23 protein-coding genes are annotated in these 22,025 nt (G+C 57.4%); 17 read left to right on the forward strand and 6 right to left on the reverse strand.

Annotated elements, in window-relative coordinates; all coding sequences use genetic code 11:
• The first annotated feature begins 98 nt into the window (after window positions 1–98).
• From ABLO27_RS25240 to ABLO27_RS25275, 8 genes are all read left to right on the forward strand, one after another.
• Window positions 99–674, forward strand: a complete 576-nt coding sequence (locus tag ABLO27_RS25240) for a TetR/AcrR family transcriptional regulator (protein WP_353036863.1) — start codon at window positions 99–101, stop codon at window positions 672–674.
• A gap of 461 nt (window positions 675–1,135) precedes the next feature.
• Complete coding sequence (locus tag ABLO27_RS25245; RefSeq protein WP_352947320.1) at window positions 1,136–1,285, forward strand: hypothetical protein; 150 nt, start codon at window positions 1,136–1,138, stop codon at window positions 1,283–1,285.
• Between the two features lie 499 nt (window positions 1,286–1,784).
• A complete protein-coding gene (locus ABLO27_RS25250; RefSeq protein ID WP_353036864.1) occupies window positions 1,785–2,717 on the forward strand; it encodes an ABC transporter substrate-binding protein in 933 nt (310 codons plus the stop codon).
• The gene (locus ABLO27_RS25255; RefSeq protein WP_353036865.1) at window positions 2,714–3,715 is read left to right on the forward strand and encodes a FecCD family ABC transporter permease; all 1,002 of its coding nucleotides are present in this window, start codon (window positions 2,714–2,716) and stop codon (window positions 3,713–3,715) included. The genes ABLO27_RS25250 and ABLO27_RS25255 overlap by 4 nt, the downstream gene beginning before the upstream one ends.
• The gene (locus ABLO27_RS25260; protein ID WP_353036866.1) at window positions 3,715–4,704 is read left to right on the forward strand and encodes a FecCD family ABC transporter permease; all 990 of its coding nucleotides are present in this window, start codon (window positions 3,715–3,717) and stop codon (window positions 4,702–4,704) included. Before ABLO27_RS25255 ends, ABLO27_RS25260 begins: the two co-directional genes overlap by 1 nt.
• Window positions 4,701–5,465 carry an ABC transporter ATP-binding protein gene (locus ABLO27_RS25265; RefSeq protein WP_353036867.1) on the forward strand — a complete coding sequence of 255 codons (765 nt, stop codon included), beginning with the start codon at window positions 4,701–4,703 and terminating at the stop codon, window positions 5,463–5,465. Before ABLO27_RS25260 ends, ABLO27_RS25265 begins: the two co-directional genes overlap by 4 nt.
• Before the next feature lie 106 nt (window positions 5,466–5,571).
• Window positions 5,572–6,966 carry a lipopolysaccharide biosynthesis protein gene (locus ABLO27_RS25270; protein WP_353036868.1) on the forward strand — a complete coding sequence of 465 codons (1,395 nt, stop codon included), beginning with the start codon at window positions 5,572–5,574 and terminating at the stop codon, window positions 6,964–6,966.
• Window positions 6,956–8,086, forward strand: a complete 1,131-nt coding sequence (locus ABLO27_RS25275; RefSeq protein WP_353036869.1) for a GNAT family N-acetyltransferase — start codon at window positions 6,956–6,958, stop codon at window positions 8,084–8,086. The genes ABLO27_RS25270 and ABLO27_RS25275 overlap by 11 nt, the downstream gene beginning before the upstream one ends.
• 19 nt (window positions 8,087–8,105) lie before the next feature.
• On the opposite strand, the gene ABLO27_RS25280 is transcribed toward ABLO27_RS25275, so the two are convergent.
• The 3 genes from ABLO27_RS25280 to ABLO27_RS25290 form a co-directional block, all read right to left on the reverse strand.
• A complete protein-coding gene (locus ABLO27_RS25280) occupies window positions 8,106–9,743 on the reverse strand; it encodes an AMP-binding protein (RefSeq protein ID WP_353036870.1) in 1,638 nt (545 codons plus the stop codon).
• Window positions 9,744–9,819: 76 nt separating this feature from the next.
• The gene (gene xerD / locus ABLO27_RS25285; protein WP_353036871.1) at window positions 9,820–10,743 is read right to left on the reverse strand and encodes a site-specific tyrosine recombinase XerD; all 924 of its coding nucleotides are present in this window, start codon (window positions 10,741–10,743) and stop codon (window positions 9,820–9,822) included.
• A gap of 8 nt (window positions 10,744–10,751) precedes the next feature.
• On the reverse strand, window positions 10,752–10,895 hold the full coding sequence (locus ABLO27_RS25290; RefSeq protein WP_352947300.1) for a hypothetical protein: 144 nt from the start codon (window positions 10,893–10,895) through the stop codon (window positions 10,752–10,754).
• A gap of 129 nt (window positions 10,896–11,024) precedes the next feature.
• Here ABLO27_RS25290 and ABLO27_RS25295 point away from each other — a divergent pair, with 129 nt between their 5' ends.
• The 3 genes from ABLO27_RS25295 to ABLO27_RS25305 are packed head-to-tail and all read left to right on the forward strand — an operon-like array spanning window position 11,025 to window position 14,159.
• The gene (locus ABLO27_RS25295; RefSeq protein WP_353036872.1) at window positions 11,025–11,672 is read left to right on the forward strand and encodes a shikimate kinase; all 648 of its coding nucleotides are present in this window, start codon (window positions 11,025–11,027) and stop codon (window positions 11,670–11,672) included.
• Between the two features lie 19 nt (window positions 11,673–11,691).
• The gene (gene aroB, locus ABLO27_RS25300; RefSeq protein WP_353036873.1) at window positions 11,692–12,834 is read left to right on the forward strand and encodes a 3-dehydroquinate synthase; all 1,143 of its coding nucleotides are present in this window, start codon (window positions 11,692–11,694) and stop codon (window positions 12,832–12,834) included.
• Window positions 12,831–14,159: an HlyC/CorC family transporter gene (locus ABLO27_RS25305; RefSeq protein WP_353036874.1), complete on the forward strand. Its 1,329-nt coding sequence runs from the start codon at window positions 12,831–12,833 to the stop codon at window positions 14,157–14,159. The genes aroB and ABLO27_RS25305 overlap by 4 nt, the downstream gene beginning before the upstream one ends.
• A gap of 10 nt (window positions 14,160–14,169) precedes the next feature.
• On the opposite strand, the gene ABLO27_RS25310 is transcribed toward ABLO27_RS25305, so the two are convergent.
• Window positions 14,170–14,466 (reverse strand): BolA family protein, encoded by a 297-nt coding sequence (locus ABLO27_RS25310; protein ID WP_353036875.1) that lies wholly within the window; start codon window positions 14,464–14,466, stop codon window positions 14,170–14,172.
• A gap of 181 nt (window positions 14,467–14,647) precedes the next feature.
• Between ABLO27_RS25310 and ABLO27_RS25315 the strand changes: the two genes are divergently transcribed.
• From ABLO27_RS25315 to ABLO27_RS25335, 5 genes are all read left to right on the forward strand, one after another.
• A complete protein-coding gene (locus tag ABLO27_RS25315) occupies window positions 14,648–15,238 on the forward strand; it encodes a DnaJ domain-containing protein (protein ID WP_353036876.1) in 591 nt (196 codons plus the stop codon).
• A gap of 66 nt (window positions 15,239–15,304) precedes the next feature.
• Window positions 15,305–16,291: a cobaltochelatase subunit CobS gene (gene cobS, locus ABLO27_RS25320; protein WP_352947288.1), complete on the forward strand. Its 987-nt coding sequence runs from the start codon at window positions 15,305–15,307 to the stop codon at window positions 16,289–16,291.
• Window positions 16,292–16,298: 7 nt separating this feature from the next.
• Window positions 16,299–18,209, forward strand: coding sequence for a cobaltochelatase subunit CobT (gene cobT, locus ABLO27_RS25325; RefSeq protein WP_353036877.1), 1,911 nt, complete (start codon window positions 16,299–16,301; stop codon window positions 18,207–18,209).
• A 23-nt stretch (window positions 18,210–18,232) separates the two neighbouring features.
• Window positions 18,233–19,267 (forward strand): esterase-like activity of phytase family protein, encoded by a 1,035-nt coding sequence (locus tag ABLO27_RS25330; protein WP_417714847.1) that lies wholly within the window; start codon window positions 18,233–18,235, stop codon window positions 19,265–19,267.
• Window positions 19,268–19,312: 45 nt separating this feature from the next.
• On the forward strand, window positions 19,313–19,657 hold the full coding sequence (locus tag ABLO27_RS25335; protein ID WP_353036879.1) for a hypothetical protein: 345 nt from the start codon (window positions 19,313–19,315) through the stop codon (window positions 19,655–19,657).
• A 147-nt stretch (window positions 19,658–19,804) separates the two neighbouring features.
• Here the strand turns inward: ABLO27_RS25335 and ABLO27_RS25340 are convergent, their stop codons facing one another.
• On the reverse strand, window positions 19,805–20,491 hold the full coding sequence (locus tag ABLO27_RS25340) for a VUT family protein (RefSeq protein WP_353036880.1): 687 nt from the start codon (window positions 20,489–20,491) through the stop codon (window positions 19,805–19,807).
• A 17-nt stretch (window positions 20,492–20,508) separates the two neighbouring features.
• Window positions 20,509–20,805 (reverse strand): 50S ribosomal protein L28, encoded by a 297-nt coding sequence (rpmB, locus tag ABLO27_RS25345; RefSeq protein ID WP_353036881.1) that lies wholly within the window; start codon window positions 20,803–20,805, stop codon window positions 20,509–20,511.
• 343 nt (window positions 20,806–21,148) lie between these two features.
• Here rpmB and ABLO27_RS25350 point away from each other — a divergent pair, with 343 nt between their 5' ends.
• Complete coding sequence (locus ABLO27_RS25350) at window positions 21,149–21,979, forward strand: DUF3108 domain-containing protein (RefSeq protein ID WP_353036882.1); 831 nt, start codon at window positions 21,149–21,151, stop codon at window positions 21,977–21,979.
• The last annotated feature ends 46 nt before the right edge of the window (window positions 21,980–22,025 follow it).

Consider the following 22,025-nt stretch of genomic DNA (forward strand, 5'->3'; position numbering starts at 1 on the left):
TCTCCATTTATCTATCTACTGATAGGTAGATTTAACTTGCGAGATATTGGTGTTGAGAAAATTGAAATCAACCCCTATCTATCAGTTGATAGATGAGGATGACCGAATTGCCCCAATCAAACGCAGAAACGGAAACGAAAATCCTGGACCTGGCCGAGCGGTTGATCCGTCAAAACGGCTACAACGGTTTCAGTTTCCGGGAGATCGCCTCAGGTGTGGGGGTGAAAAGCTCCAGTGTTCACTACTATTTTCCCACCAAGGCCGATCTTGGAGCGAAGGTTGCTCGCCGATATGCCGACCGGTTTCTTGAGGCCCTCGGAGACCCGGAAGACAGTCCTACGCGGGCACAGGATTTGCTGACCAGGCTTCACGATGAATTTGCAAAGGCGCTGGGACAGGACGGGCAGATGTGCCTGTGCGGCGTTCTGGCGGCAGAGGCTACAGGATTGCCGGCTTCCGTCGCAGAGGAAGCGAAAGGTTTCTTCGATCGGGCAGAGAACTGGCTTCGCATCAGCTTGTCCCAAACAGACTGGGGGGAGGGGCGTCCGGCAAAGGAGATTGAACGACAGAGCCTGGCAGTGCTGGCGCAGTTGGAAGGCGGTCTGCTGATTGCACGTGTCCAGGAGCGTCCGGAGCTTTTTGACCTGATGAAGCCCCAAATCCCGGAAACCTAAAAGTATCCGGTCCCTGCGCAAGGCGGCGGTGGCAGGGACCGGATCAAACGGCGGACAGAAGGGGAGGCAGCCCTCAGCGCCCGCGAGGCGAATTTCAAACTGTCAGTCCAGTCCCGTGACCAGATACGAATGCAAAGCGGCCGGAAATCGAGAATCAAATTCATCTGTTCTTGTTTTGTTCCAAATTTTGACGAAGGTGTCAAGCATTGGGCGGTGCCGAGATGGGTTTGAGTTCTATTTATGGCCTGCAAAGAGTTTGAGTGCTGTCTTGAAGTCAAAATCAGTAACGCAAACAAATTATTGTGTCTTCAATTGTTCTGGTTGCCGAGAATAAATTTTCATGACGAATAAAACATAAAAATCTAAATATTCGAATTATGAAAAATAGTTAATTTGCAGTCTTTCTGACTCTTCTGGCATTTTATACTTCAAGTAGTGCTTCTATCAAATAGGAGGAGGACATGTTGCGGAAGTATGCAGATCGGCACATGGAAGAGCTTCACAGGGAAATCACCACGCTTTCCACCCGTTGGGAGAAATTGACGGATAGGGAGAAGGACAGGTTGCGGAAACTTGAGAATTCCTACCGTTTCTGGCGTCAATTCCTGTAACGTGGCGCATTCCTGGTGCGGTCCGTTCTCGGCCATGCCCCAAAGTGATTGAATGTTGGACAGAGGCCCTGGACAGCGCTTGTGCTGCGGGCCTCTGTTTTTCGTGATGGCCACACTCGAGAATGCTGCAAAAGGTCACACCAGATCGGACGACGACAAGGTGGTGAAAGGATTGCAGGTGAAAAAAACCGGCTCAGATCGCCCGTCTCAGGTCAGGCACTGGGTCGAGGCCCGAAACCGCAGTTCGCCATTCGGTGCACTGGCGCTCAGCATCAACTTCCAAAACTTGACACTGTTGCTCATAAATAATACCGCTGCCCACAGCCATTCGGCTCGTTGATGTCGACTGTCCCGCAGACAGTTCGCGAGCCGGAAAGCCAGTTTCGAGAACGGTTCAGCAGCTCAAGTTCTGCTGGAAACGTTCGGGGTCTCGCCCGGATTTATCATCGAAAATGATCGATTTTGGAGGTCCGGGCCTATCGGGAAACGGGTGGCTTTGATGATTTGCAGACGTTTTTTTCTTTCCTTCGCGGCGTCCTTGCTCGCGTTGAACCCTTTGTCGGCACTGGCCGCCGACATCAAGCATGAGTTGGGAACGACCACAGTACCGGACATGCCGCAAAGGGTGGTCGTGCTCGAGTTCAGCTTTGTTGATGCGCTTGCGGCGCTGGGCGTAGTTCCCGTCGGTATCGCCGATGACAACAAGCGCGAAAATATCATTCCGGCATATGCGACCATCTTCGGCGAAAACTGGAAGTCGGTCGGGACTCGCAAGACGCCGAGCCTCGAAGTCATCGCATCGCTTCAGCCCGATCTGATCATCGCCGACAAGACCAGACACGAAGCTGCTTACGATACGCTTTCGCAAATCGCGCCGACTATTGTGCTCGACAGCCTGGGCGGTGACTACCACGCCGCGGTCGACCAGATGTCGGTGATCGGCGCGGCTTTGGGACAGCCGGGCGAGGCAGCGCAGCGGGTTGCTGAGCACAAGGAAAAAATGGCCGGGTACGCCCAGGAGATAAGCAAGGTGAGCGAAGGCGTCAGCGCGCAATTCGGCGTTGCCAATGCCAAGGGCCTGTGGCTTCACAGCCCGGTCTCCTACAACGGGTCTCTGCTGAAGATGTTTGGCTTTTCGTCCACCATGACGCCATCAGAGGGTGAGGTCTACGAAACGAATTACGTTCCGACCACTCTGGAGCAACTGTCGGTCGTCAATCCGGATATACTTATCCTGGGTAAATACGTTGATCCGGCCTTTACGGACGGTTGGGCTGGAGAAACCCTTTATGAGGGTTTGGCCGCGGTCAAGAATGACAATGTCTTTTATGTCACCGCGCATAACTGGTCGCGTTTGCGGGGGCTTCTGGCGGCGGAACTGACTGCGCAGGACCTGCTTGAAATCATTTCCGAGACGTCAGCCAAGAAATGACGAGCGAAGGTCTGGCACGCAATTCGGGAGGCGGCATCTTTTTGCCGCTTCTCTTTCTGGCCTGCTGTGTCAGTGCCTATGCGTCGCTCTCGACAGGCGGGCGGTCGGATGTCGGCCTCTTGGGTCTGTTTGAGGACGGCGGTACAGGTGCTGCCGTAATGCAGGACATCCGAGCGCCACGTACACTTGTCGCCCTGTGCCTTGGCGTGAATCTGGGACTTGCCGGCCTGATCCTGCAAGCCATTACCCGAAACCCACTGGCTTCTCCCGCGATACTGGGCATCAATCAGGGGGCGGCCCTGGGGCTTGCTCTGGGTCTTGTTTTCCCGGCCCTCGGGGCGTTCCTCGATCTGAAGGCCCTGTCGATTGCCGGTGCTTTTCTTGCCGGTCTGATCAGTTTCGGGATTGCCGGTGGTTTCGGCGGGCGTCTTGACAGTTTGCGTCTCGTTCTGGGTGGGGTTGCTGTTGGTGCCTTTGCCTATGCTCTGGTTCGTTTCACTTTCACATTGGAAGATGATTTGGCCCGGCAGGTATTGCGCTGGACGGTTGGCAACATCACCGATGTACGCTTGAACGAAGTTCGGTCCATCGCGGGATGGAGCGCCGGCGGATTGATTGCGACCGCTCTTCTTGCGCACAGGCTCAATCTGATGGCGCTGGGTGAAGCTCAAGCCACAGGACTGGGTGCCGATCCGCGCTTTACGCTGCTTGCCGGTGCCATCGTGGCAGCATGCCTGACGGGAACGGCCGTTGCCGTTGCAGGACCGATTGCGTTTACCGGCCTAGTCGTGCCGCATGTCTGTCGATTGCTTCTCGGGTCGGATCACCGGCTTCTGGTTCCGGCAACGGCCTTGGCTGGAGCTGCACTGATGATGGCGGCGGACGCTGTCTCCAAGTGGCTGACTGCGCCGATCGAAACGCCGGTCGGCGTGGTCGTGGCGCTGATCGGGGCTCCGTATTTCCTTTACCAGACGCTGTTTGCCAGGGGACTGGACTAATGCGCCAGCCTGTTCTTTTTGTCTTTCTTGTCGTGGGGCTAATCCTCTCCGCCATCTGGTCGCTTTCGGCAGGTGCGGTTCCGATTTCCTGGCAGGTCATTGCGAACACCCTGTTTGACCTGGAAGGACCGAAACAGGAGTTCATCATCCTGAAATCGCGCTTGCCGCGCACACTGCTGGCGATGCTGACGGGTGGCTCGCTGGCTCTTTCCGGCGCAATTGTCCAGGCTCTTCTGCGCAACCCTCTGGCAAGCCCGAAGATCATCGGGATCAACTCCGGTGCCGCCCTTGGCGTGTGTCTCATGGTTCTGGTTCTGCCAGGCATTTCGCTTGCCTGGCTTCCTGTTGCCGCCGTAGTCGGCGGGATTGTTGCGGCGCTTGTGATCTACCTTGGGGCCGACCTGCGTGGTGCGTCACCGGTGCGTCTTGCCCTGGTCGGGATCGCGGTCGGCTTTGTGTTTGATGCAGGAGTCGATTTCATTCTGGTGACTTCTTCCGATGCGCAGTTTTCTGCCCCGCTCATCTGGCTGACGGGATCACTTTGGGCAAGAGGCTGGACGCATCTCGGCCTTGTCTGGCCCTGGCTTGCCATGCTGGCCGTGCTCGCAATGTTGTTCAGCTACTGGCTCGACCTGATACGGCTGGGGGAAACGACGGCAACAGGACTTGGGCTCCGTGTGCGCGTTGCGCGACTGGTCCTTCTGAGCAACGCGGTGCTTCTGGCGGCGCTTTCCGTGAGCGTTGTCGGCGTGTTGGGCTTCGTTGGACTGATGGCTCCTCATATCGCGCGAACCCTTGTGGGTGGTTCCCACAAGGCGATGATGCCGTGTGCCATGCTTGTGGGCATGTGGCTTGTGGTGCTGGCCGATGCCGTTGGGCGCGCGATTGCACCGCCCGTGGAAGTCTCTGCAGGTGTGCTGACGGCCATGCTCGGGGCACCGTTTTTCATCTATGTCATGATCAGGGCGGGAAGGGCCGCGCGTGTATGAGCATTGAAGTGAAGAACCTGACCGGCGGTCAGGGAACGTTCAAACTGGGCCCTGTCGACATTACCTTGGCAAAAGGCAAGCTGACGGCGCTGATCGGACCAAACGGATGTGGCAAATCCACACTGTTGGGACTTGTTGCGGGTGTGTTGCCGCTGAAAGGCGGCAGCGTAAGCGTTGCGGGCCATGACCTCGTGACCACCCGTCGTCGCAAACTGGCGCGGGAAGTAACGGTACTGCCACAAAACCCCGTCGTACCGCCGTCCATTTCCGTTGAACAACTGGTTCACTATGGCCGTGCACCGCACCAGAACATGCTGGGCATGCGCAGTTCAAAGGACAAGGCGATTGTTGCCGAGGCGATGCACACTGCCGACATTTACGACCTGCGAGAGCGGCATCTTTCAGATCTTTCCGGCGGTCAACGACAGCGAGCCTTCATCGCCATGGGATTGGCTCAGGACACGCCTTACATTTTGCTGGACGAGCCGACGTCCTTTCTGGACGTGCGCTATCAGTTTGACATTCTGGAGCTCCTCAAGGCGCTGACGCAGTCCGGCCGCACCTGTGTTGTCGTCCTGCATGATATCGCGCAGGCCGCGCGTTACGCCGATGTGCTCGTTGTCATGAAGAATGGGGCCATTGTCGAAGAAGGCGAGCCATCACAGGTGATTTCCCCTGTACTCTTGAACCAGGTCTATGGAATTGACGCGCATGTCTATCCGGACCCGGTCAGTGGAACGCCGGTGATGACCCTGTCATAGCATTTGGGTCCTGTCCTCCTTTACCGATCCGGTGGGAGGGGTTTGGCATAGAATATTAAGTCCCTCGTGGCACAAGTGCCTTATGGCAACTGCAAGGGACCCCGACGTGCGTTTTACCGCCATTTCCTGGATGAAGCGCCTTCCAGGCGCTGACATACTGGCAAAGCGTTTGAGTGGATCAAGCGCGGATGGGAAAGCGGCCGGCCGAATGGCCGTATCGAGTTTTGCGGTTCGGGTTGCCGGAGCCGGCCTTGCTTATCTTTCGCAAGTCATTCTGGCGCGCCTGATGGGAGCGCATGATTACGGCATTTATTCTGTTGCCTGGACGGTTGTCATTGTGCTCGGTGTGATCGCCTGCGGAGGCTTTTCGACATCAGCCGGACGGTTTCTGCCGCAATACAGGGAAATGCGAGATCTCGACGGACTGCGAGGCTTCCTGCGGACAAGCCGACAGGCAGCTTTTCTTTTCGGAGCCGTGATCGCGGCGCTCGGGATTGGCCTGATCTACCTGTTGCAGCCGGTTATTGAACACTATTATGTCCAGCCGCTGATGATCGTCCTGCTGGTTCTTCCCGTCTTTGCTGTCGGCCTGGTTCAGGATGGCATCGCACGAAGCTACGACTGGCCCTTCATTGCCATGTTGCCGAATTTCATCTGGCGACCCATGGCAATTCTGGCGCTCCTGGTTTGTCTGGTCTTGGCAGGCTACCCGGCAACAGCCGAGCTGACGGTCGTAGTCGCCGTTGTGGCAACGATCTCAACCGTGCTCTACCAGTATCTTCATCTTGGCAAACGCCTGGTACAAAGGGTGCCTTCCGGATCGACAAGGATCGAGCTGAAAACCTGGCTGGCTGTCTCTCTGCCACTGTTGATGGTGGACGGGTTCATTCAGCTGATCACGAGTGCGGACGTGATCATGATCAGTTTCTTTCAGAGCCCGGACGAGGTCGCGATCTATTTCGCGGCATCGCGCACACTTGCCCTGGTTCACTTTGTCTATTTTGCCGTTCGAGCAGCCTCTGCCCATCGTTTCTCAAGCTTTACGCATAACAACGATGCAAAGGGTCTGTCTGCCTATACCAGGCAGGCAACTCACTGGACTTTCTGGCCGTCATTGGCAGCCGGAGCTGGCCTTCTTCTGGTTGCTCCCCTGCTTCTGCGACTCTTCGGGTCGGACTTCGAGAGCGGCTATCAATTGATAGCCGTCCTGATGGTCGGCGTTCTCGCGCGGGCCTCCGTCGGACCAGCCGATGCGCTTTTGAGCATGACAGGGCATCAGAAGACCTGCGCCGGCATCTATGCGGCGACCTTTGCGGTCAACGTTCTGCTGAACCTGTTGTTGATTCCGGCTATGGGGCTCATGGGAGCAGCGATTGCGACCAGCATCGCAATTATTTTTGAAGCGGCAGCGCTTGCTCTTGCCGCCAAACGAAAGCTCAATGTCACAACATTTGTTTTGTCATTGCTTTTTTCACCCAGGGACCCTCAGGTTGACCATTGAAACCAAGACCGCTTCGACGCTTGAGGTCCTCTCCCTGGATCCGTTGAGTGATCAGGTGTCGGTCGATGCCTGGCAGAAACTGAGCGAGGCGGCACTGGACCCGAATCCATTTTACGGTCCAGCCTTCCTGCGCGCATTTCTGGAGCATATGCCTGGATATGCGGCCCGGTTGATCGTGGTGAAAGACCAGGCAACAGGCGACTGGCTGATGGCCGCACCGATCCGCCGTCATCGACCGGGAATTCTGCTGCCGGTCAATTCAAGCCTTGCAACCGACTATGCTCCTCTGGGAACACCTTTGCTTCACCCCGAAGCGCAGGAGAATGTTGTCAGTACCTTTTTCCGTAAAGCCTCAGGCTGGCAGAATGTGCTGACGGTTCCATTCCTGCCATTGTCTTCAGAAACGGCGCGGCGGATGCAGTCTGTCAGTGGAATACACTGTGCCGTGACCGTGAAAACGGAGCGCGCCTGTCATTGGGGCGGTGCCGAAGGGCAGGCGCAATTCGCATCGGCTTTCAAGGGAAAGCGACGGAAGGAGCTTCGACGGTTGTTGCGCAGGCTTGGCGACGATGATCAGGTGAAATTTGAACACCTGTCGGGCCTTGATGTGATTGAAGGGTTCGAAGCGTTCTTGCAGCTGGAAGCGACAGGATGGAAAGGCCGTGTCGGCACTGCCCTTGTAAATCAGGACTCCACTGCGGCGTTTGCCCGAAAGGCAATTGCCGGTCTGGCGGCGTCAAACAATGTGAGACTGGACCAGCTCTGGTCGGGAGACAGGTTGGTTGCGTCCATTGTCATGATCCAGCAGCGCGGCAACTCGTTCTCCTGGAAAATTGCCTATGACGAGGCCTTCTCCCGATATTCCCCCGGTGTCCAGATCGCCATGCAGGCATTTCGACAGAACCTTGAAATGCCGGGCTTCAGGTTTGCCGATTCCCTTGCCATTCCGGGACACGCGATGATCGAGCCACTGTGGAAAGGACGTCTTGAAACCGGAACCTTGCTGATGGCGGATGGAACGCTTGGCGGAGCGCTGCAAAAGCTGTGCAGTGCGGATATTGCAGCAAAGGAAGACCTTCGCCGTCGTGCACGGTTGATCAAGCAGCGCCTGTCAGCCTGAGCAGATCCGCCAAGGCATTTCACGAAACGCCATGGTCAGTTTTCGCTTGCTCGCGGAGCTTGCGGCGGATCACCTTGCCGGTGGTGGTCATCGGAAGAGCGTCGACAAACTCGATTTCGCGAGGATATTCGTGCGCCGATAGCCGCTCGCGAACGAAGCTTCGGATGCTGTCCTCCAAAACTTTGTCAGCCTGCTGATCCTCTTTCAGCACCACATAGGCCTTGACGATCTCCGTGCGCAAGGGATCGGGTTTGCCGACAGCGGCAGCAAGGGCGATGGCCGGATGCTTGATCAGGCAGTCTTCGATTTCACCGGGGCCTATGCGGTAGCTGGCCGACGTGATGATGTCATCGTCACGACCAACAAAGTGCACGTAACCATCCTCGTCCATAAGCCCCTGATCGCCGGTGATCATCCAGTCACCGATAAATTTGTCCCGGGTCGCGTCCGGCTTGTTCCAGTAATGCAGAAACATGACCGGATCGGGCCGCTTGATGGCAATCTGCCCGAGTGTTTCCGGTGGTAGCGGAATGCCAGTTTCGTCAAGAATGGCCACCTCGTGGCCGGGCGTTGCCTTGCCGATTGCACCGGAGCGGGTCACGCCGATTTCCGCAGAGGAACCGAGCACGGCGTTGCACTCAGTCTGGCCGTAGAACTCGTTGACCGCGAACCCAAATTCTTCGGCGAACCAGTCATAGGTTTCCCGTCCAAGCGATTCTCCGGCCGATCCGACGCTGCGCCAGTTCAGATTGTAACGGCTGCCGGGACGCTCGACCGTGCGCAGCATTTTCAGTGCTGTCGGTGGAATGAAGGCATTGCGGACTGCCTGTTTCTCAAGGAGGTGAAAGGCAAATTCAGGATCGAACTTTTTCGAGGCATAGGAAAGCACGGGTACGCCGAGCGAAAGTGACGGAAAGAGCGCGTTCAAAAGTCCGCCGGCCCAGGCCCAGTCCGCAGGCGTCCAAAGGAGATCGCCATCGCGACCAAGAAAATTCTGCGAAAGCTCAATGCCCGGCATATGTCCAAGCAGAACGCGGTGTCCGTGCAAAACGCCCTTGGGCTGACCTGTTGTACCAGATGTGTAGATCATCAGGGCAGGATCATCGGGCGTTGTCTTGAGGGTTTGAAATTCGTCTGAGGCACCAGAAAGAAGCTCTTCGAAGGACAAGGCGCCTCCTGCCCGGCTCTCAATCGAAACGACGAGCTGCAAGCCCTCCAGATCATCCCGGATTTCGCTGAGTTTTGCCAGACCTGCATCGTCCGTGACGAGTACCTTTGCTCCGGAATCCGTCAACCGGTATCGCAGTGCCTCAAGACCGAAAAGGGCTGCCAATGGAACGGCGATGGCGCCCAGCTTGTAAGCAGCGATATGAGCAATCGCGGTCTGTGGTATTTGCGGCAGGAGCAGCGCGATCCTGTCGCCGCGCTGAACTCCGGCAGCCGAAAGCGCGTTGGCGAACCGGTTGGCTGCCTGATTGAGCGAACGATGGCTCCAGTCTTCATGTGGGCCATCTGCAAGTATGTGGCGAATGGCCAGGCGGTCCGGATCCTGTGCCGCCCAACGGTCACTGACAGCCCCGGCCATGTTGAAAGCATCGGGAAGGGACCAGTTGAATTTGGCAGTTAACGTGTCGTAGTCGCTGGTGGACGGCAACATGGATGAATTCCGGTGCAAATTTTTAAGGCAGCGGAGTTTAGGAGGCAGATTGCTGCAGCGCAATAGAGTGGAGGTTTTACTTGTTTGCCAGTGGATGCGCGCTTTCCACCAGCTCACGCAGGCGCTCATCCAGAACATGGGTGTAGATTTGCGTTGTCGATATATCCGCATGACCCAGAAGCTGCTGTACCACGCGAAGATCAGCTCCGTTCTGGAGAAGATGCGAGGCAAAGGCGTGACGCAGAACATGGGGCGATACTTTCGCGGCATCGAGACCGGCGGTCCGCGCAAGGTCTTTCAGTTCCCGCGCAAAGTGCTGCCGGGTCAAATGTCCGCTGTCCCCATGAGAGGGGAAAAGCCAGGGGCTCTTCTCATAGGCGCCTTCGGCCGACCGCAGGCCGACATAGTCTTTCATCGCGGTCTGAGCTGCGTGGGATAACGGCACGAGGCGTTCCTTCCCACCCTTTCCCTTGATTTCGATCAGCCTGGCATCGCGCAGGGCTGCGGTTACCGGCAGGGCGACAAGTTCGGAAACCCTCAGGCCGGTCGCGTAGAGCACTTCGATAAGTGTGTACATCCGCTGGACCCGAAGGCGGGTTGCTGCAGTCTTCTGGGTTTTCAGCGTTTGTGCTCTTGCAGTTTCTATCAATGTGTCGACGTCATCGACTGAAAGAACCTTGGGCAGGCTGGCCCGTTTCTTTGGGGCGGAAAGGGTGCGGGTCGGATCGTCCTCGCGGCTGCCTTCCGAATAGAGGAACTTGTAAAACTGTTTGATGGCCGACAGACGCCTGGCTTGTGAAGTTTCGGCAAACCCGCGGCGTGTCAGGTCGCTCAGGTAAGCCGATACATCTTCCGAAGCGGCGGCAGAAAGCTGCTTCTTGCCGAGAAAGCCGGAGAAATCTTCCAGGTCCCTGCGGTAGCTCGCAAGAGTGTTTTCGGCAGCGCCGCGCTCGGCTGCGAGCATCTCCAGAAAGTTTTCCAGGTCAAAGCCGGTTGCCATGAAACGCTCTAGCGGCCGAAGCCGTCTTTCTTTACCCGCACGGTGATTTCCCGTTCGCGTGGTTCGACAAAATTCGCCAGCGAATAGATCGCGCCATAGCCGAGTGCGCCCAGCAGCAGTAGCACAAGTATCAGGCGGGTCAGGGTCGGCACGGAAAGTCTCCAGACGGCGAATCGGATTTCGGATTGTTTCAACAAGCTGAGGAGGGTGCAAGATAAAGGATCTTGTTGTCGCTGCTCGTTCCCCCGTGCCTTTTCCGGCGAATATGCTACAACGCCGCCATGACAGAAAACGACAAAACGCAGAACCACGAAGTGGACGCCCTTGCTGCAAAGGCCAGAACTGTCGATCTCACTCGTTTGGTTGATGCTCTCGGGTCACGGTCGATCGTCCTTGTCGGAATCATGGGATGCGGCAAGTCGACGGTTGGCAAGCGGTTAGCTCAACGTCTTGGGCTTGAATTTATCGATGCCGATTCCGAAATTGAGCGCGCAGCCAACATGACTGTGTCGGAGATTTTCGCCGAGCACGGAGAACCCTATTTCCGCAGCGGCGAGGAGCGTGTCATTGCCAGGTTGTTGAGTGAGGGGCCTCAGGTTCTGGCGACCGGCGGCGGCGCATTCATGAGTGAGGCGACCCGTAACGAGATTGGCGAGCACGGAGTGTCCCTCTGGCTCAAGGTGGATTTCGACACCGTCATGGCGCGTGTGCGCCGGCGGTCGACGAGGCCATTGCTGCAAAACCCCGATCCGGAAGGGACGATGAAAAAGCTGATGGCCGAGCGCGAGCCTATATATGCCCAGGCGGCTCTGACGGTTACGTCGAAAGACGTGCCGCACGAGTCGGTGGTCGATCAGATTGTCGTCACACTGGCTGATTTTCTTTTCCAAGACGAAGGCACCGGTGCCTCGCAAACCCAAAGTTCCTGATTTCAAGAAGCGTGACAACATGGCAGATACGATCGTTGCAGAAGCCGCCGCAGAAGAGCAAAAGGTCCGGGTCGATCTCGGTGCGCGCAGCTATGACATCAAGATTGGCCGGGGAGTGATTGCAAATGCCGGGGCGGAGATAGCATCTGTTCTTCCCGGTGCGCGTGTTGCCGTGGTTTCGGATCAGACCGTTGCGGGGCTCCATCTTGATGCTTTTACCGATAGCCTGACAGAAGCTGGTATTGACCACACAGTTCTTACGGTCCCAGCTGGCGAAAGCACAAAGTGTTTCCGTGAATTCGAGCGTCTGTGCGACGAAGTCCTGGATGCGCGCCTGGAACGCGGCGATGCGGTTGTGGCGCTTGGCGGTGGCGTTGTCGGAGACCTGACCGGTTTTGTGGCATCTGCGGTCCGCAGGGGCATGGCATTTGTCCAGGTGCCCACCACTTTGCTTGCGCAGGTCGACAGTTCCGTGGGCGGCAAGACCGGGATCAACGCCCGTCACGGCAAGAACCTGATCGGCGCTTTTTACCAGCCTGCACTGGTGCTGGCCGACACGGCTGTTCTCGACACGCTCCCTTTGCGCGACTTCCGCGCCGGCTACGCCGAGGTCGCCAAGTATGGTCTGCTGGGCGATGCGGAGTTTTTCTCCTGGCTTGAAGCAAACTGGAAAGCCGTGTTCGCCGGCGGTGCAGAACGGGACGAGGCCGTGGCACGGTCATGTCAGGCAAAGGCGGACATTGTTGCAGCCGATGAGTTTGAAGCCGGTCGCAGGGCGTTGCTTAATCTCGGTCATACGTTCGGGCACGCGTTGGAAGCTGCTGTTTCCTATGAAACCCAGCGTCTCGTTCACGGGGAAGGCGTTTCGATCGGCATGATGCTGGCACACGAGTTTTCAGAGCGGCTCGGTCTCGTCGGAGAAGACACGGTCTCCCGGGTGCACAAGCATCTGACCGACGTCGGATTACCGGTCCGGATCCAGGAGATACCTGGCCAGTTGCCCACGGCCGAGACTTTCATGGACATCATCGCCCAGGACAAGAAGGTTAGCCGTGGTGCCCTGACCTTCATTCTGACCCGGGGCATCGGCGAAGCCTTTGTTGAAAAGGGTGTCGACCCTGTTCAGGTTTCGGACTTCCTCAAGGAGAAACTCCAGGCATGACGGAAACGGCTCTCTGGCTGGCGGTTGCCGCCATATTTGTGCTTTTGTTCCTCTCAGGCTTCTTTTCCGGTTCGGAAACGGCGCTGACCGCGGCGTCGCGGGCGCGCATGCACCAGCTGGAAAAGACAGGAGACTGGAGGGCACGTGTTGCCAGCCGTTTGATTGCTTCGCGCGAACGGCTGATCGGCGCTCTTCTCCTGGGCAACAATCTGGTCAACATTCTGGCCTCGGCTCTGGCGACGAGCGTGTTCCTGACGCTTTTCGGCGAAGCGGGCGTTGCACTTGCCACCCTGGTCATGACGGCCTTGGTTTTGATCTTTGCGGAAGTTCTGCCGAAAACCTGGGCGATCACCAATCCGGAGCGTTTCGCGCTCGCGGTTTCACCGATTGTGCGCATTGTCGTGGCCGTCTTCGGCCCGGTTGTCGTTGGCGTGGAATGGATCGTACGACACCTTCTGCGGCTGGTCGGCGTCAAGATCGGCGATGATGCCTCGATCCTGTCGGCGCACGACGAGTTGCGCGGCGCGGTGGATCTGCAGCATATCGAGGGCGGGCTGGAAAAAGGTGAGCGCGACCGGCTTGGTGGCCTGCTGGATCTGGCCGAGCTGGAAGTGTCCGACGTGATGGTGCACCGGACCAACATGCAAGCCCTCAACGCCGACGAAGAGCCGTCCAAGCTGGTCAATGCCGCGCTGGCGTCTCCTTATACGCGATTGCCGCTCTGGCGCGGTGAGAGCGACAATTTCGTCGGCGTGCTGCACGCAAAGGATCTGCTGCGCGCTCTGCATGCGGTTGGAGGGGATCAGGACAAGGTCAACATTCTGGATATTGCCGCCCCAGCATGGTTCGTACCGGATACGACCAGCTTGCAGGATCAGCTGAATGCATTTTTGCGGCACAAGTCCCACTTTGCGCTCGTTGTCGACGAGTATGGTGAAGTGATGGGGCTTGTCACGCTGGAGGATATTCTGGAAGAAATCGTCGGCGAGATTGCCGATGAGCACGATCTGGAGCTGGAAGGTCTGCGTCCGCAGGCGGACGGGTCCGTGATTGTCGACGGCTCGGTGCCGATCCGGGACCTGAACCGTGCAGCGGACTGGAGCCTTCCGGATGACGAGGCTACGACGATTGCCGGCCTTGTCATTCATGAAGCGCGAATGATCCCGGAAGAGCGGCAGATCTTCACCTTCCACGGCTTCCGGTTTACGGTCCTGCGCCGGGAAAAGAACCGCATAACCCGTTTGCGCATCATGCCCTTGGGGCAGGCGCGCACATTGTCGGCCGGCGAACCTCCGCGCGTCACCGCACAGAACTCACCGGCATAACAAAGCGCAATCAGTCAGCGACACGGGCCGCGCGCGGGTCCGGTTCGCTGTCGGAGCGGATCTCCAGCGCGAGTGCGTGAATGCCGCCGGCGATTTCGTCTGCAAGCAGGTCGTTGATGGCCCTGTGCCGGGCCACTCGGTTCATACCTTCGAAGGCGGCTGCGGCAATTTGTACCCGGAAGTGGGTTTCACCGCCCTCGCGCCAGCCGCCATGGCCCCTGTGTTTTTCCGACTCGTCGATGACATTCAGAAAAACGGGTGAGAAGGCTGTCGTCAGTTTGTCGGTGATGATCTGTTTCGTGTTCATTTTTTTAACGTGGAACCGGTGTTTTCAAAGTTCAAGTCTTTGCTGGCCCGACCGTGACTGATACAGTTGCTGGCTGTTCGAGTTCCGGGGGAATCAGGGTTCGCAAAATAGCTCTGGACACCGGATAAATGCAACGCCCTGCGGCTTGTCCGCAACCTGATAGAATTCGATATTCGACCGCATGAAACTGGATTCAAAACTCTTCGACAGTATCCGGGTCAAGCCGGACAAGGAGCGGGTGGCGCAGGACCGTCATCCGGTCTGCGACCATCCGGGATGTCAGCGACCTGGAATGCACCGTGCGCCAAAGGGGCGGGAGCGGGAAGGCCAGTATTTTAATTTCTGCGTCGACCACGTTCGCGAGTACAACAAGTCCTACAATTACTTTATCGGGATGGGTGACGATGACGTTCGCACCTATCAGAAAGACAGTCTGACGGGGCACAGGCCAACCTGGAAAATGGGCGTGAACCGGCAGGCGGCAGACGGCCCGGACGGCTTTGACGCACGTGCCAGCATGCGCGGAAACGCACAGCGCAGAGCCGAGCAGGTGCGACGTCCGCGACAAAGAAAGCTACTAACGCTTGAAAAACGGTCGCTGGATGTGCTCAATCTGCCATACACTGCCCGTGGCGATGAAATCAAAGCGCGGTATAAAGAGCTTGTAAAATTGAACCATCCGGATGCCAATGGCGGTGACCGGTCTTCCGAAGACCGCCTGCGGGAAATCATTCAGGCCTATAACGTACTGAAGAAAGCCGGTTTCCTTTGAGCTTGCATGGCCTTGCAGGCTTTTCTCAAATTACCTTTCCCGAACATCCGGGACTGCGGAGGACTGATGACTGAGACGACGACTGCGGCAATGGCCATGCCGGATACCGAGATTTCCGTAGAAGAAGTATTTGGCTTTAAATCCAGCCTGAAGGTTCCGGCGTTTTCCACCGCATCCGAGCACGTGCCTGAGCGGGACGAGGACTATCTGTTTGACCGTGCAACGACCCTGGCGATCCTTGCAGGCTTTGCGCATAACCGCCGCGTGATGGTGACGGGTTACCACGGCACCGGTAAATCGACCCATATCGAACAGGTTGCTTCCCGGCTCAACTGGCCCTGTATCCGCGTGAACCTGGACAGTCACATCTCCCGTATCGACCTTGTCGGCAAGGATGCGATCGTTCTCAAGGACGGTCAGCAGGTGACCGAATTCCGAGACGGAATTCTGCCCTGGGCCTATCAGCACAACGTCGCACTGGTGTTCGACGAATACGACGCCGGCCGTCCGGACGTGATGTTCGTGATCCAGCGTATCCTGGAATCTTCCGGCCGTCTGACCCTGCTCGACCAGAGCCGGGTGATTCGTCCGCATGCCGCCTTCCGTCTGTTCGCCACAGCCAACACCGTTGGTCTTGGGGATACGTCCGGCCTTTATCACGGCACGCAGCAGATCAACCAGGCCCAGATGGACCGCTGGTCGATCGTGACGACACTGAACTATCTGCCGCACGACAACGAAGTTGATATCGTTCTGTCCAAGGCCAAGCATTTCCAGACTGACGAGGGACGCAACATCGTCTCCAAGATGGTGCGCCTGGCTGACATGACCCGCAACGCCTTCATCAATGGCGATCTGTCGACCGTCATGAGCCCGAGAACCGTCATTACCTGGGCGGAAAACGCGGAAATCTTCGGCGATGTCGGCTTTGCGTTCCGTCTCACGTTCCTGAACAAGTGTGACGACATGGAACAGTCGCTTGTGGCCGAGTTCTATCAGCGTTGCTTTGGCGAAGATCTGCCGGAGTCGTCCGTCAACGTCGTAATGAGCTGAGGTGCACATGGCTCCGAGGCCAGGTAGCAATTCTCTTCCGGGCAACAAGCCCGCCCCGACCACCGAGCCGTTCAAGCAGTCGGTGAGCGGAACCATGCGGGCTATTTCCGGTGAAGCGGAGCTGGAGGTTGTGTTCTCCGGCGATCGGCCAGGTCTGTCGGGCCTGTCTGCGCGCTTGCCCGAGCCAACGCGAAAGGTCAATGCGCACGAGATCGCGGTCACTCGCGGTCTGTCGGATTCCATGGCATTGCGCATTGCCTGCCACGACAAGGCGGTCCACGCCAAGAATATGCCGCAGGGTTCGGACGCCAGGACCATTTTCGAAGCTGTCGAGCAGGCACGCTGCGAGGCGGTCGGCGCCCGTCGCATGCAGGGTGTTGCAGACAACCTGGCCATCATGCTGGATGACCGGTTCCGGAAATCCGGTGCACCGGATATTTCCAGTCGCGAAGAGGCTCCGCTGCAGGATGCCCTGTCGCTGATCGTGCGTGAGCGCCTTACGGGAGCAGAGCCGCCGGAAAGCGCGAAGAACCTCGTTGATATGTGGCGAGGCTGGATCGAGGAAAAGGCAGGTGGTGACCTCGACAGGCTCGAAGCAGAGGTCGAGGATCAGGGCTCGTTTGCCGCGCGCCTGCGTGATGTGCTGAAGTCGCTTGATATGGGCGATGAACTGGGAGATCAGGATCAGGATACCGATCCGGATCAGAACGAGGACCAGGGCAACAACGACGAAGCCGAGTCGGGCGACGACAACCAGGAAGACAGCGGCGAGCAGGAAGCGGCGCCGCAGGAAATGGAACTTTCCGGCGAAGAGCAAGACAGCGGCGAAACGGAAGCTGCCGAAGCTGACATGGAGGACTTCGCCGATCAGGACCTGGCAGAGGATTCCGAGGAACCGGGCGAGAGCGACCGGCAGGATCTGCCGTTCACCAACCGGCCGGAATCCGATTACCGGGTGTTCACGCATCAGTTCGACGAAACCATTACGGCCGAGGAACTGTGTGATACGGCTGAGCTGGATCGCCTCAGAGGGTTCCTGGACAAACAACTTACGCATCTTCAGGGGGCGGTTGCCAGACTTGCCAACCGGTTGCAGCGCAAGCTGATGGCGCAGCAGAACCGGGCCTGGGATTTCGATCTCGAAGAAGGGCTTCTCGATACCGCACGCCTGACCCGTGCTGTCACGGATCCAATGTCACCACTTGCCTTCAAGCAGGAACGCGACACGAATTTCCGCGACACGGTGGTGACCCTGCTGCTGGACAATTCCGGCTCGATGCGCGGACGTCCGATCACGGTTGCCGCGACCTGCGCCGACATTCTGGCCAGAACGCTGGAGCGGTGCGGCGTGAAGGTGGAAATTCTGGGCTTTACGACCAAAGCCTGGAAGGGTGGCCAGTCCCGCGAGAGCTGGATCGGAGCCGGAAAACCGCCGACGCCCGGGCGTCTGAACGACTTGCGCCATATCATCTACAAGTCCGCCGATGCGCCGTGGCGCCGGGCACGTCGCAATCTCGGTCTGATGATGCGCGAAGGTCTGTTGAAGGAGAACATCGACGGCGAAGCGCTCCTTTGGGCACATGATCGACTGCTTGCCCGTCCGGAACAGCGCCGGATCCTGATGATGATTTCCGATGGTGCGCCGGTTGATGACACCACGCTTTCCGTTAATCCGGGCAATTATCTGGAACGCCACCTGCGTTACGTGATCGAGGAAATCGAGACCAGGTCACCGGTCGAGCTGATCGCCATCGGCATCGGCCACGACGTGACCCGGTACTATCGTCGGGCAGTGACGATCGTTGATGCCGAGGAACTGGCTGGCGCGATGACCGACCAGCTTGCCAATCTTTTCGATGACGAGGTCGATCTGTCCTTCCAGTCGCGCGGCAGACGCCGTCGCGCGGGGCAACGGTAAAAGGACAGTTTCATGGGAGGGCGATGAGATTGTTTCGACGAAAAATTGGGACAACTCTCGCCCTGATCGCCATGGCTGCAGCTTCCTGCACAGTCGCATTGCCTTCTGTTGCCCAGGATCTGTTGAGCAAAGGGCACCCGGTCAAGAGCCGCACCAAGAAGATTGAAAGCTTCCGGATCGGTCATGACGATACGAAGTTCGGCAAGCTGACCTTTCTTGGCGGACTGGAGTTGCTTGCCTCGGACCGCAAGACCGGCGGACTTTCAGGACTCGTCAGTCTCGACAAGGGCAATGCCTTCCTCGCAATCACCGACAACGGTCACTGGGTTGCCGGACAGATTGAACAATCAGAGACTGGAGAGCCACTCGACATCTCCGATGTCAGGTTTGCGCCTCTCCTGGGCAGCGACGGCAAGACATTGCGGGTTCGCTGGGGGCACGACACGGAAGCGCTGACAGTCGCGCCGTCTGGCACTTATGTGACCGCTGAAACGTATAATGCCGTGTATCGTTATCCCTGGCCGATCGAGACGGGCACCGAGCGCATGATCGGGCAGGTCGCGCTACCGGACCAGATCACGTCCCTCCCGCGCAATGCCGGGCTGGAATCGCTGGCCGCCGCGCCAGACGATCACCGACTTGCCGGGGAGCTTATCGCGATCGCCGAAACGGCACCGAGCGATGCACATGACCTTTCCGCGTTCATCATCGGAGCGGAAGGGACGGAAAGTTTCACGATCAAGCGTCTGGATCGCTTTGATGCCACCGACGCGGCCTTTCTTCCGAACGGCGATCTTCTTTTGATGGAGCGCAGGTTCAATCTTCGCGACTTGATCGGACTGAGGCTGCGCCGATTTCCTTCTGACGCGTTGGAGCCGGGTGCGGTTCTTGACGGTGAAATTCTCCTGGAAGCGGATTTCGATTATCAAATTGACAATATGGAAGCATTGGCGGTGCACCAGAACGAGCAGGGCGAAACGATCCTGACGCTGGTGTCAGACAACAATCGTTCGATCCTGCAAAGAACGATCTTTCTCAGGTTCCGGCTGGATGATTGAGGCATAGCCAAATGATTCTCGGGACTTGGTCAGCGTAGAACGGCTATGAAACTTCGAGACCTTTGTTTTTTCAAAGAAGCGCCATACGGTGGCAGCGGAAGTATCTTTGATGCCGTGCGAGATGAAGAACACCCCCAGAAAGAAAGGATTGTGTCTTATCTTGAGAACGGTGAGCTTTGTACGGCTGCCTTCGGCCTCGTAAGAGATACACTATCAGACGAAATTATTGGTCCACTTTTTATGCTGACGGACGGTGTCTGGGTTTGGGGAAGCGACTTAAGCACATATGTTGCGAAGTACAATGTAGAGCTTCCGGAAGATTTTGTTGAACAAGTCAAGGGTTGGGACGGTCAAAGATTTGACGTCAACCTTGCGTCTATCGAGCTTTGAAGACTTCTGGAGAAAAATCTGTCAGCTGCCTTGCCCGTTCCATGAAAGGCAGGTGAACAGGTATTCAAGCCCCGCCTGCCAGAGCGGATCAAACAAAAAAGGCGCCAGAGGGCACCTTTCGATTGTCTGGCGCTTATTTGCCGCTGCTCACGCCGCCGAACCGTTGGGCGCGGGCTGGAAGATACTCAGGATGATTCGATACGGCGCCAGAAGCGCCACGGCCACCAGCATCTTCACCAGAAAATCACCGACGGCAAGTGAGAACCACAGCAGCGTTTCAACGTCTCCGCCAATACCAAGGAAGGGGACCGGAAATGCCAGTGAACCGTCTTCCATGCCGAAGAAGGTATCAATAAACGCGAAGCTTGCAGAGAACGCGATGCCGAAGAACAGGGCCGTATCGATGATCGATCCGATCAGGGACGAGGTGATTGGTGCTTTCCACCAGCTCATCCGGCGCATGCGGTCGAAGATCGTAACGTCGAGCAACTGGGCTACCAAAAAGGCGGTGCCGGAGGCGACCAGAATGCGCGGTGTGGTAAAGGCTTCGTCGAGCGTCCAAAACAGCATGGGCACGACAATTGCCAGGGCGAAACCGGAGATGACAACCTTGCGTGCGGCCTGCGGGCCGAAGCGCCGGTTGGTCAGGTCGGTGACCAGAAACGCGATCGGGTAGGTAAATGCGCCCCAGGTCAGGGTGTCCGCAAGGTTCACGTTGCCGATGAAATGTTCCACCGGAAACTGGACCAGATAGTTGGAGGCCACAACGACAAGCGCCATCGCGAGAATCGCGATGGCGTGATGGCCCGCGGAGAAACTCCGGGTCTCTGTCATTTTTTTACCCTTGAGGGTTAGGCAGCAGCAGCTTCAGCCTGCTTGCGCTTGATGCTGACCTTGATCTTGCGCGCAGCGTCGGACAGCTCAGCGTCGGAAGCCTTCATGAGGTATGCGTCCAGACCACCACGGTGCTCAACGGAGCGCAGTGCGTGTGCGCTGACCTTCAGCTTGAAGGTTTCACCCAGCGTGTCGCTCATCAGAGACACGTTGCACAGGTTCGGCAGGAACCGGCGGCGGGATTTGTTGTTTGCGTGAGAGACGTTGTTGCCCGTCATCACATCTTTGCCGGAAAGTTCGCAACGGCGTGCCATGATATCACCTTTTGTTTTCGTGGCTGGGCCGTTACATGGAACCCAGCATGTCCAAACCGGAACCGGCGCGGACCTGAGGTCCGGCGACATCGTCTCCGGCATTTCTCGGAAAAAGTTGCCCCGCTATAATGGCAGCGCGCGCCAACGTCAAGACATCTCCGGCGCTTTGGCAAGATTCAATGCTTTTATTTGCCGAGCGCTCACTCGTTAACCACTGAGTTACCATAATTTAGAAATATTGAAGGCGTTCAACGGACGAATTTCATGATACTGTTACCGCCGCGGAACACTCACTGGTGCGGGGGCGCAAATCGCTGTCTATTTGACAGTGTGGAGGTTTGAAGTGTTTGGTTTGACGTCTCTTGGGCGGATTGTCGCCCTGCCAATGATTGCCGGCGCGCTGCTGATTTCACCGGCGGAAGCCAAAAAAAGCAGTGTCGGCGGCCTTTATTCGATTTCAGTGGCCGGTTTCAAGATTGGCAAGGGAACGCTTTCGCTTGTCGTCCAGGGAAATGCTTATTCTGCAAAGGTCAGTGTTGAGCCTGCTGGCATCGGAACGCTGTTCACGACCGGCAAGGGCGGTGCGGAAGCGTCCGGATGGTTGGTGGGTTCAAAGGTCGTGCCGTCGAAATACCGGATGGCATCGCGGGCTTCCAACTTGGATTTTTATGTCAATCTCAACCAGGGGTCCCGAAATATCCGGTCCATGGAAGTGGCGCCGAAATTCAAGCCCAATCCTGAACGGATCAAGGTCACCAACCGCCACAAGCGCAATGCGATCGATCCGCTGAGCGCGGCTCTGATGCCGGTCCGCCGGGCCAAGGACAGTCTTGGTCCCAAGGCATGTTCCCGTAAACTTCCCATATTCGATGGCTGGACCCGTTTTGACATCAAGTTGAGTTATGAGGGAACCAAGGAAGTTTCCGGTCGCGGCTATGACGGTCCCGTGGTGGTGTGCAAGGCCCGTTGGGTGCCTGTGGCTGGGCACAGGCCGTCCAAGGAATCAGTCAAGTTCATGGCCAAGGCCAATATGGAAGTCTGGATTGCACCCATGGGCCGCGACAATGTGCTGCTGCCCTACCGAATTGCCGTCGACACCAAGAATGGCCGCTTGCTGGTGGAGGCCACAAAGCTCAATATTGATGGCGTGGGCAACGATCAGGCCGCTCGTTAGAGGCAAACAGTCAATCTTTCCCGATGCAGATTGTTGCCAATCGCGC

The sequence above is a fragment of the Roseibium sp. SCP15 genome (assembly GCF_040329435.1).
Classification (GTDB): domain Bacteria; phylum Pseudomonadota; class Alphaproteobacteria; order Rhizobiales; family Stappiaceae; genus Roseibium.

What these genes read in the sequence shown, in the direction of transcription:
- ABLO27_RS25315 (WP_353036876.1), top strand. Translation starts at nt 14,648, where the DNA reads ATGAAACTGGATTCAAAACTCTTCGACAGTATCCGGGTCAAGCCGGAC.
- ABLO27_RS25250 (WP_353036864.1), top strand. Translation starts at nt 1,785, where the DNA reads ATGATTTGCAGACGTTTTTTTCTTTCCTTCGCGGCGTCCTTGCTCGCG.
- ABLO27_RS25335 (WP_353036879.1), top strand. Translation starts at nt 19,313, where the DNA reads ATGAAACTTCGAGACCTTTGTTTTTTCAAAGAAGCGCCATACGGTGGC.
- xerD (WP_353036871.1), bottom strand. Translation starts at nt 10,743, where the DNA reads ATGGCAACCGGCTTTGACCTGGAAAACTTTCTGGAGATGCTCGCAGCC.
- cobT (WP_353036877.1), top strand. Translation starts at nt 16,299, where the DNA reads ATGGCTCCGAGGCCAGGTAGCAATTCTCTTCCGGGCAACAAGCCCGCC.
- ABLO27_RS25310 (WP_353036875.1), bottom strand. Translation starts at nt 14,466, where the DNA reads ATGAACACGAAACAGATCATCACCGACAAACTGACGACAGCCTTCTCA.
- cobS (WP_352947288.1), top strand. Translation starts at nt 15,305, where the DNA reads ATGACTGAGACGACGACTGCGGCAATGGCCATGCCGGATACCGAGATT.
- ABLO27_RS25340 (WP_353036880.1), bottom strand. Translation starts at nt 20,491, where the DNA reads ATGACAGAGACCCGGAGTTTCTCCGCGGGCCATCACGCCATCGCGATT.
- ABLO27_RS25305 (WP_353036874.1), top strand. Translation starts at nt 12,831, where the DNA reads ATGACGGAAACGGCTCTCTGGCTGGCGGTTGCCGCCATATTTGTGCTT.
- ABLO27_RS25240 (WP_353036863.1), top strand. Translation starts at nt 99, where the DNA reads ATGACCGAATTGCCCCAATCAAACGCAGAAACGGAAACGAAAATCCTG.
- ABLO27_RS25260 (WP_353036866.1), top strand. Translation starts at nt 3,715, where the DNA reads ATGCGCCAGCCTGTTCTTTTTGTCTTTCTTGTCGTGGGGCTAATCCTC.
- ABLO27_RS25245 (WP_352947320.1), top strand. Translation starts at nt 1,136, where the DNA reads ATGTTGCGGAAGTATGCAGATCGGCACATGGAAGAGCTTCACAGGGAA.
- ABLO27_RS25255 (WP_353036865.1), top strand. Translation starts at nt 2,714, where the DNA reads ATGACGAGCGAAGGTCTGGCACGCAATTCGGGAGGCGGCATCTTTTTG.
- ABLO27_RS25295 (WP_353036872.1), top strand. Translation starts at nt 11,025, where the DNA reads ATGACAGAAAACGACAAAACGCAGAACCACGAAGTGGACGCCCTTGCT.
- aroB (WP_353036873.1), top strand. Translation starts at nt 11,692, where the DNA reads ATGGCAGATACGATCGTTGCAGAAGCCGCCGCAGAAGAGCAAAAGGTC.
- ABLO27_RS25280 (WP_353036870.1), bottom strand. Translation starts at nt 9,743, where the DNA reads ATGTTGCCGTCCACCAGCGACTACGACACGTTAACTGCCAAATTCAAC.
- rpmB (WP_353036881.1), bottom strand. Translation starts at nt 20,805, where the DNA reads ATGGCACGCCGTTGCGAACTTTCCGGCAAAGATGTGATGACGGGCAAC.
- ABLO27_RS25330 (WP_417714847.1), top strand. Translation starts at nt 18,233, where the DNA reads ATGAGATTGTTTCGACGAAAAATTGGGACAACTCTCGCCCTGATCGCC.
- ABLO27_RS25265 (WP_353036867.1), top strand. Translation starts at nt 4,701, where the DNA reads ATGAGCATTGAAGTGAAGAACCTGACCGGCGGTCAGGGAACGTTCAAA.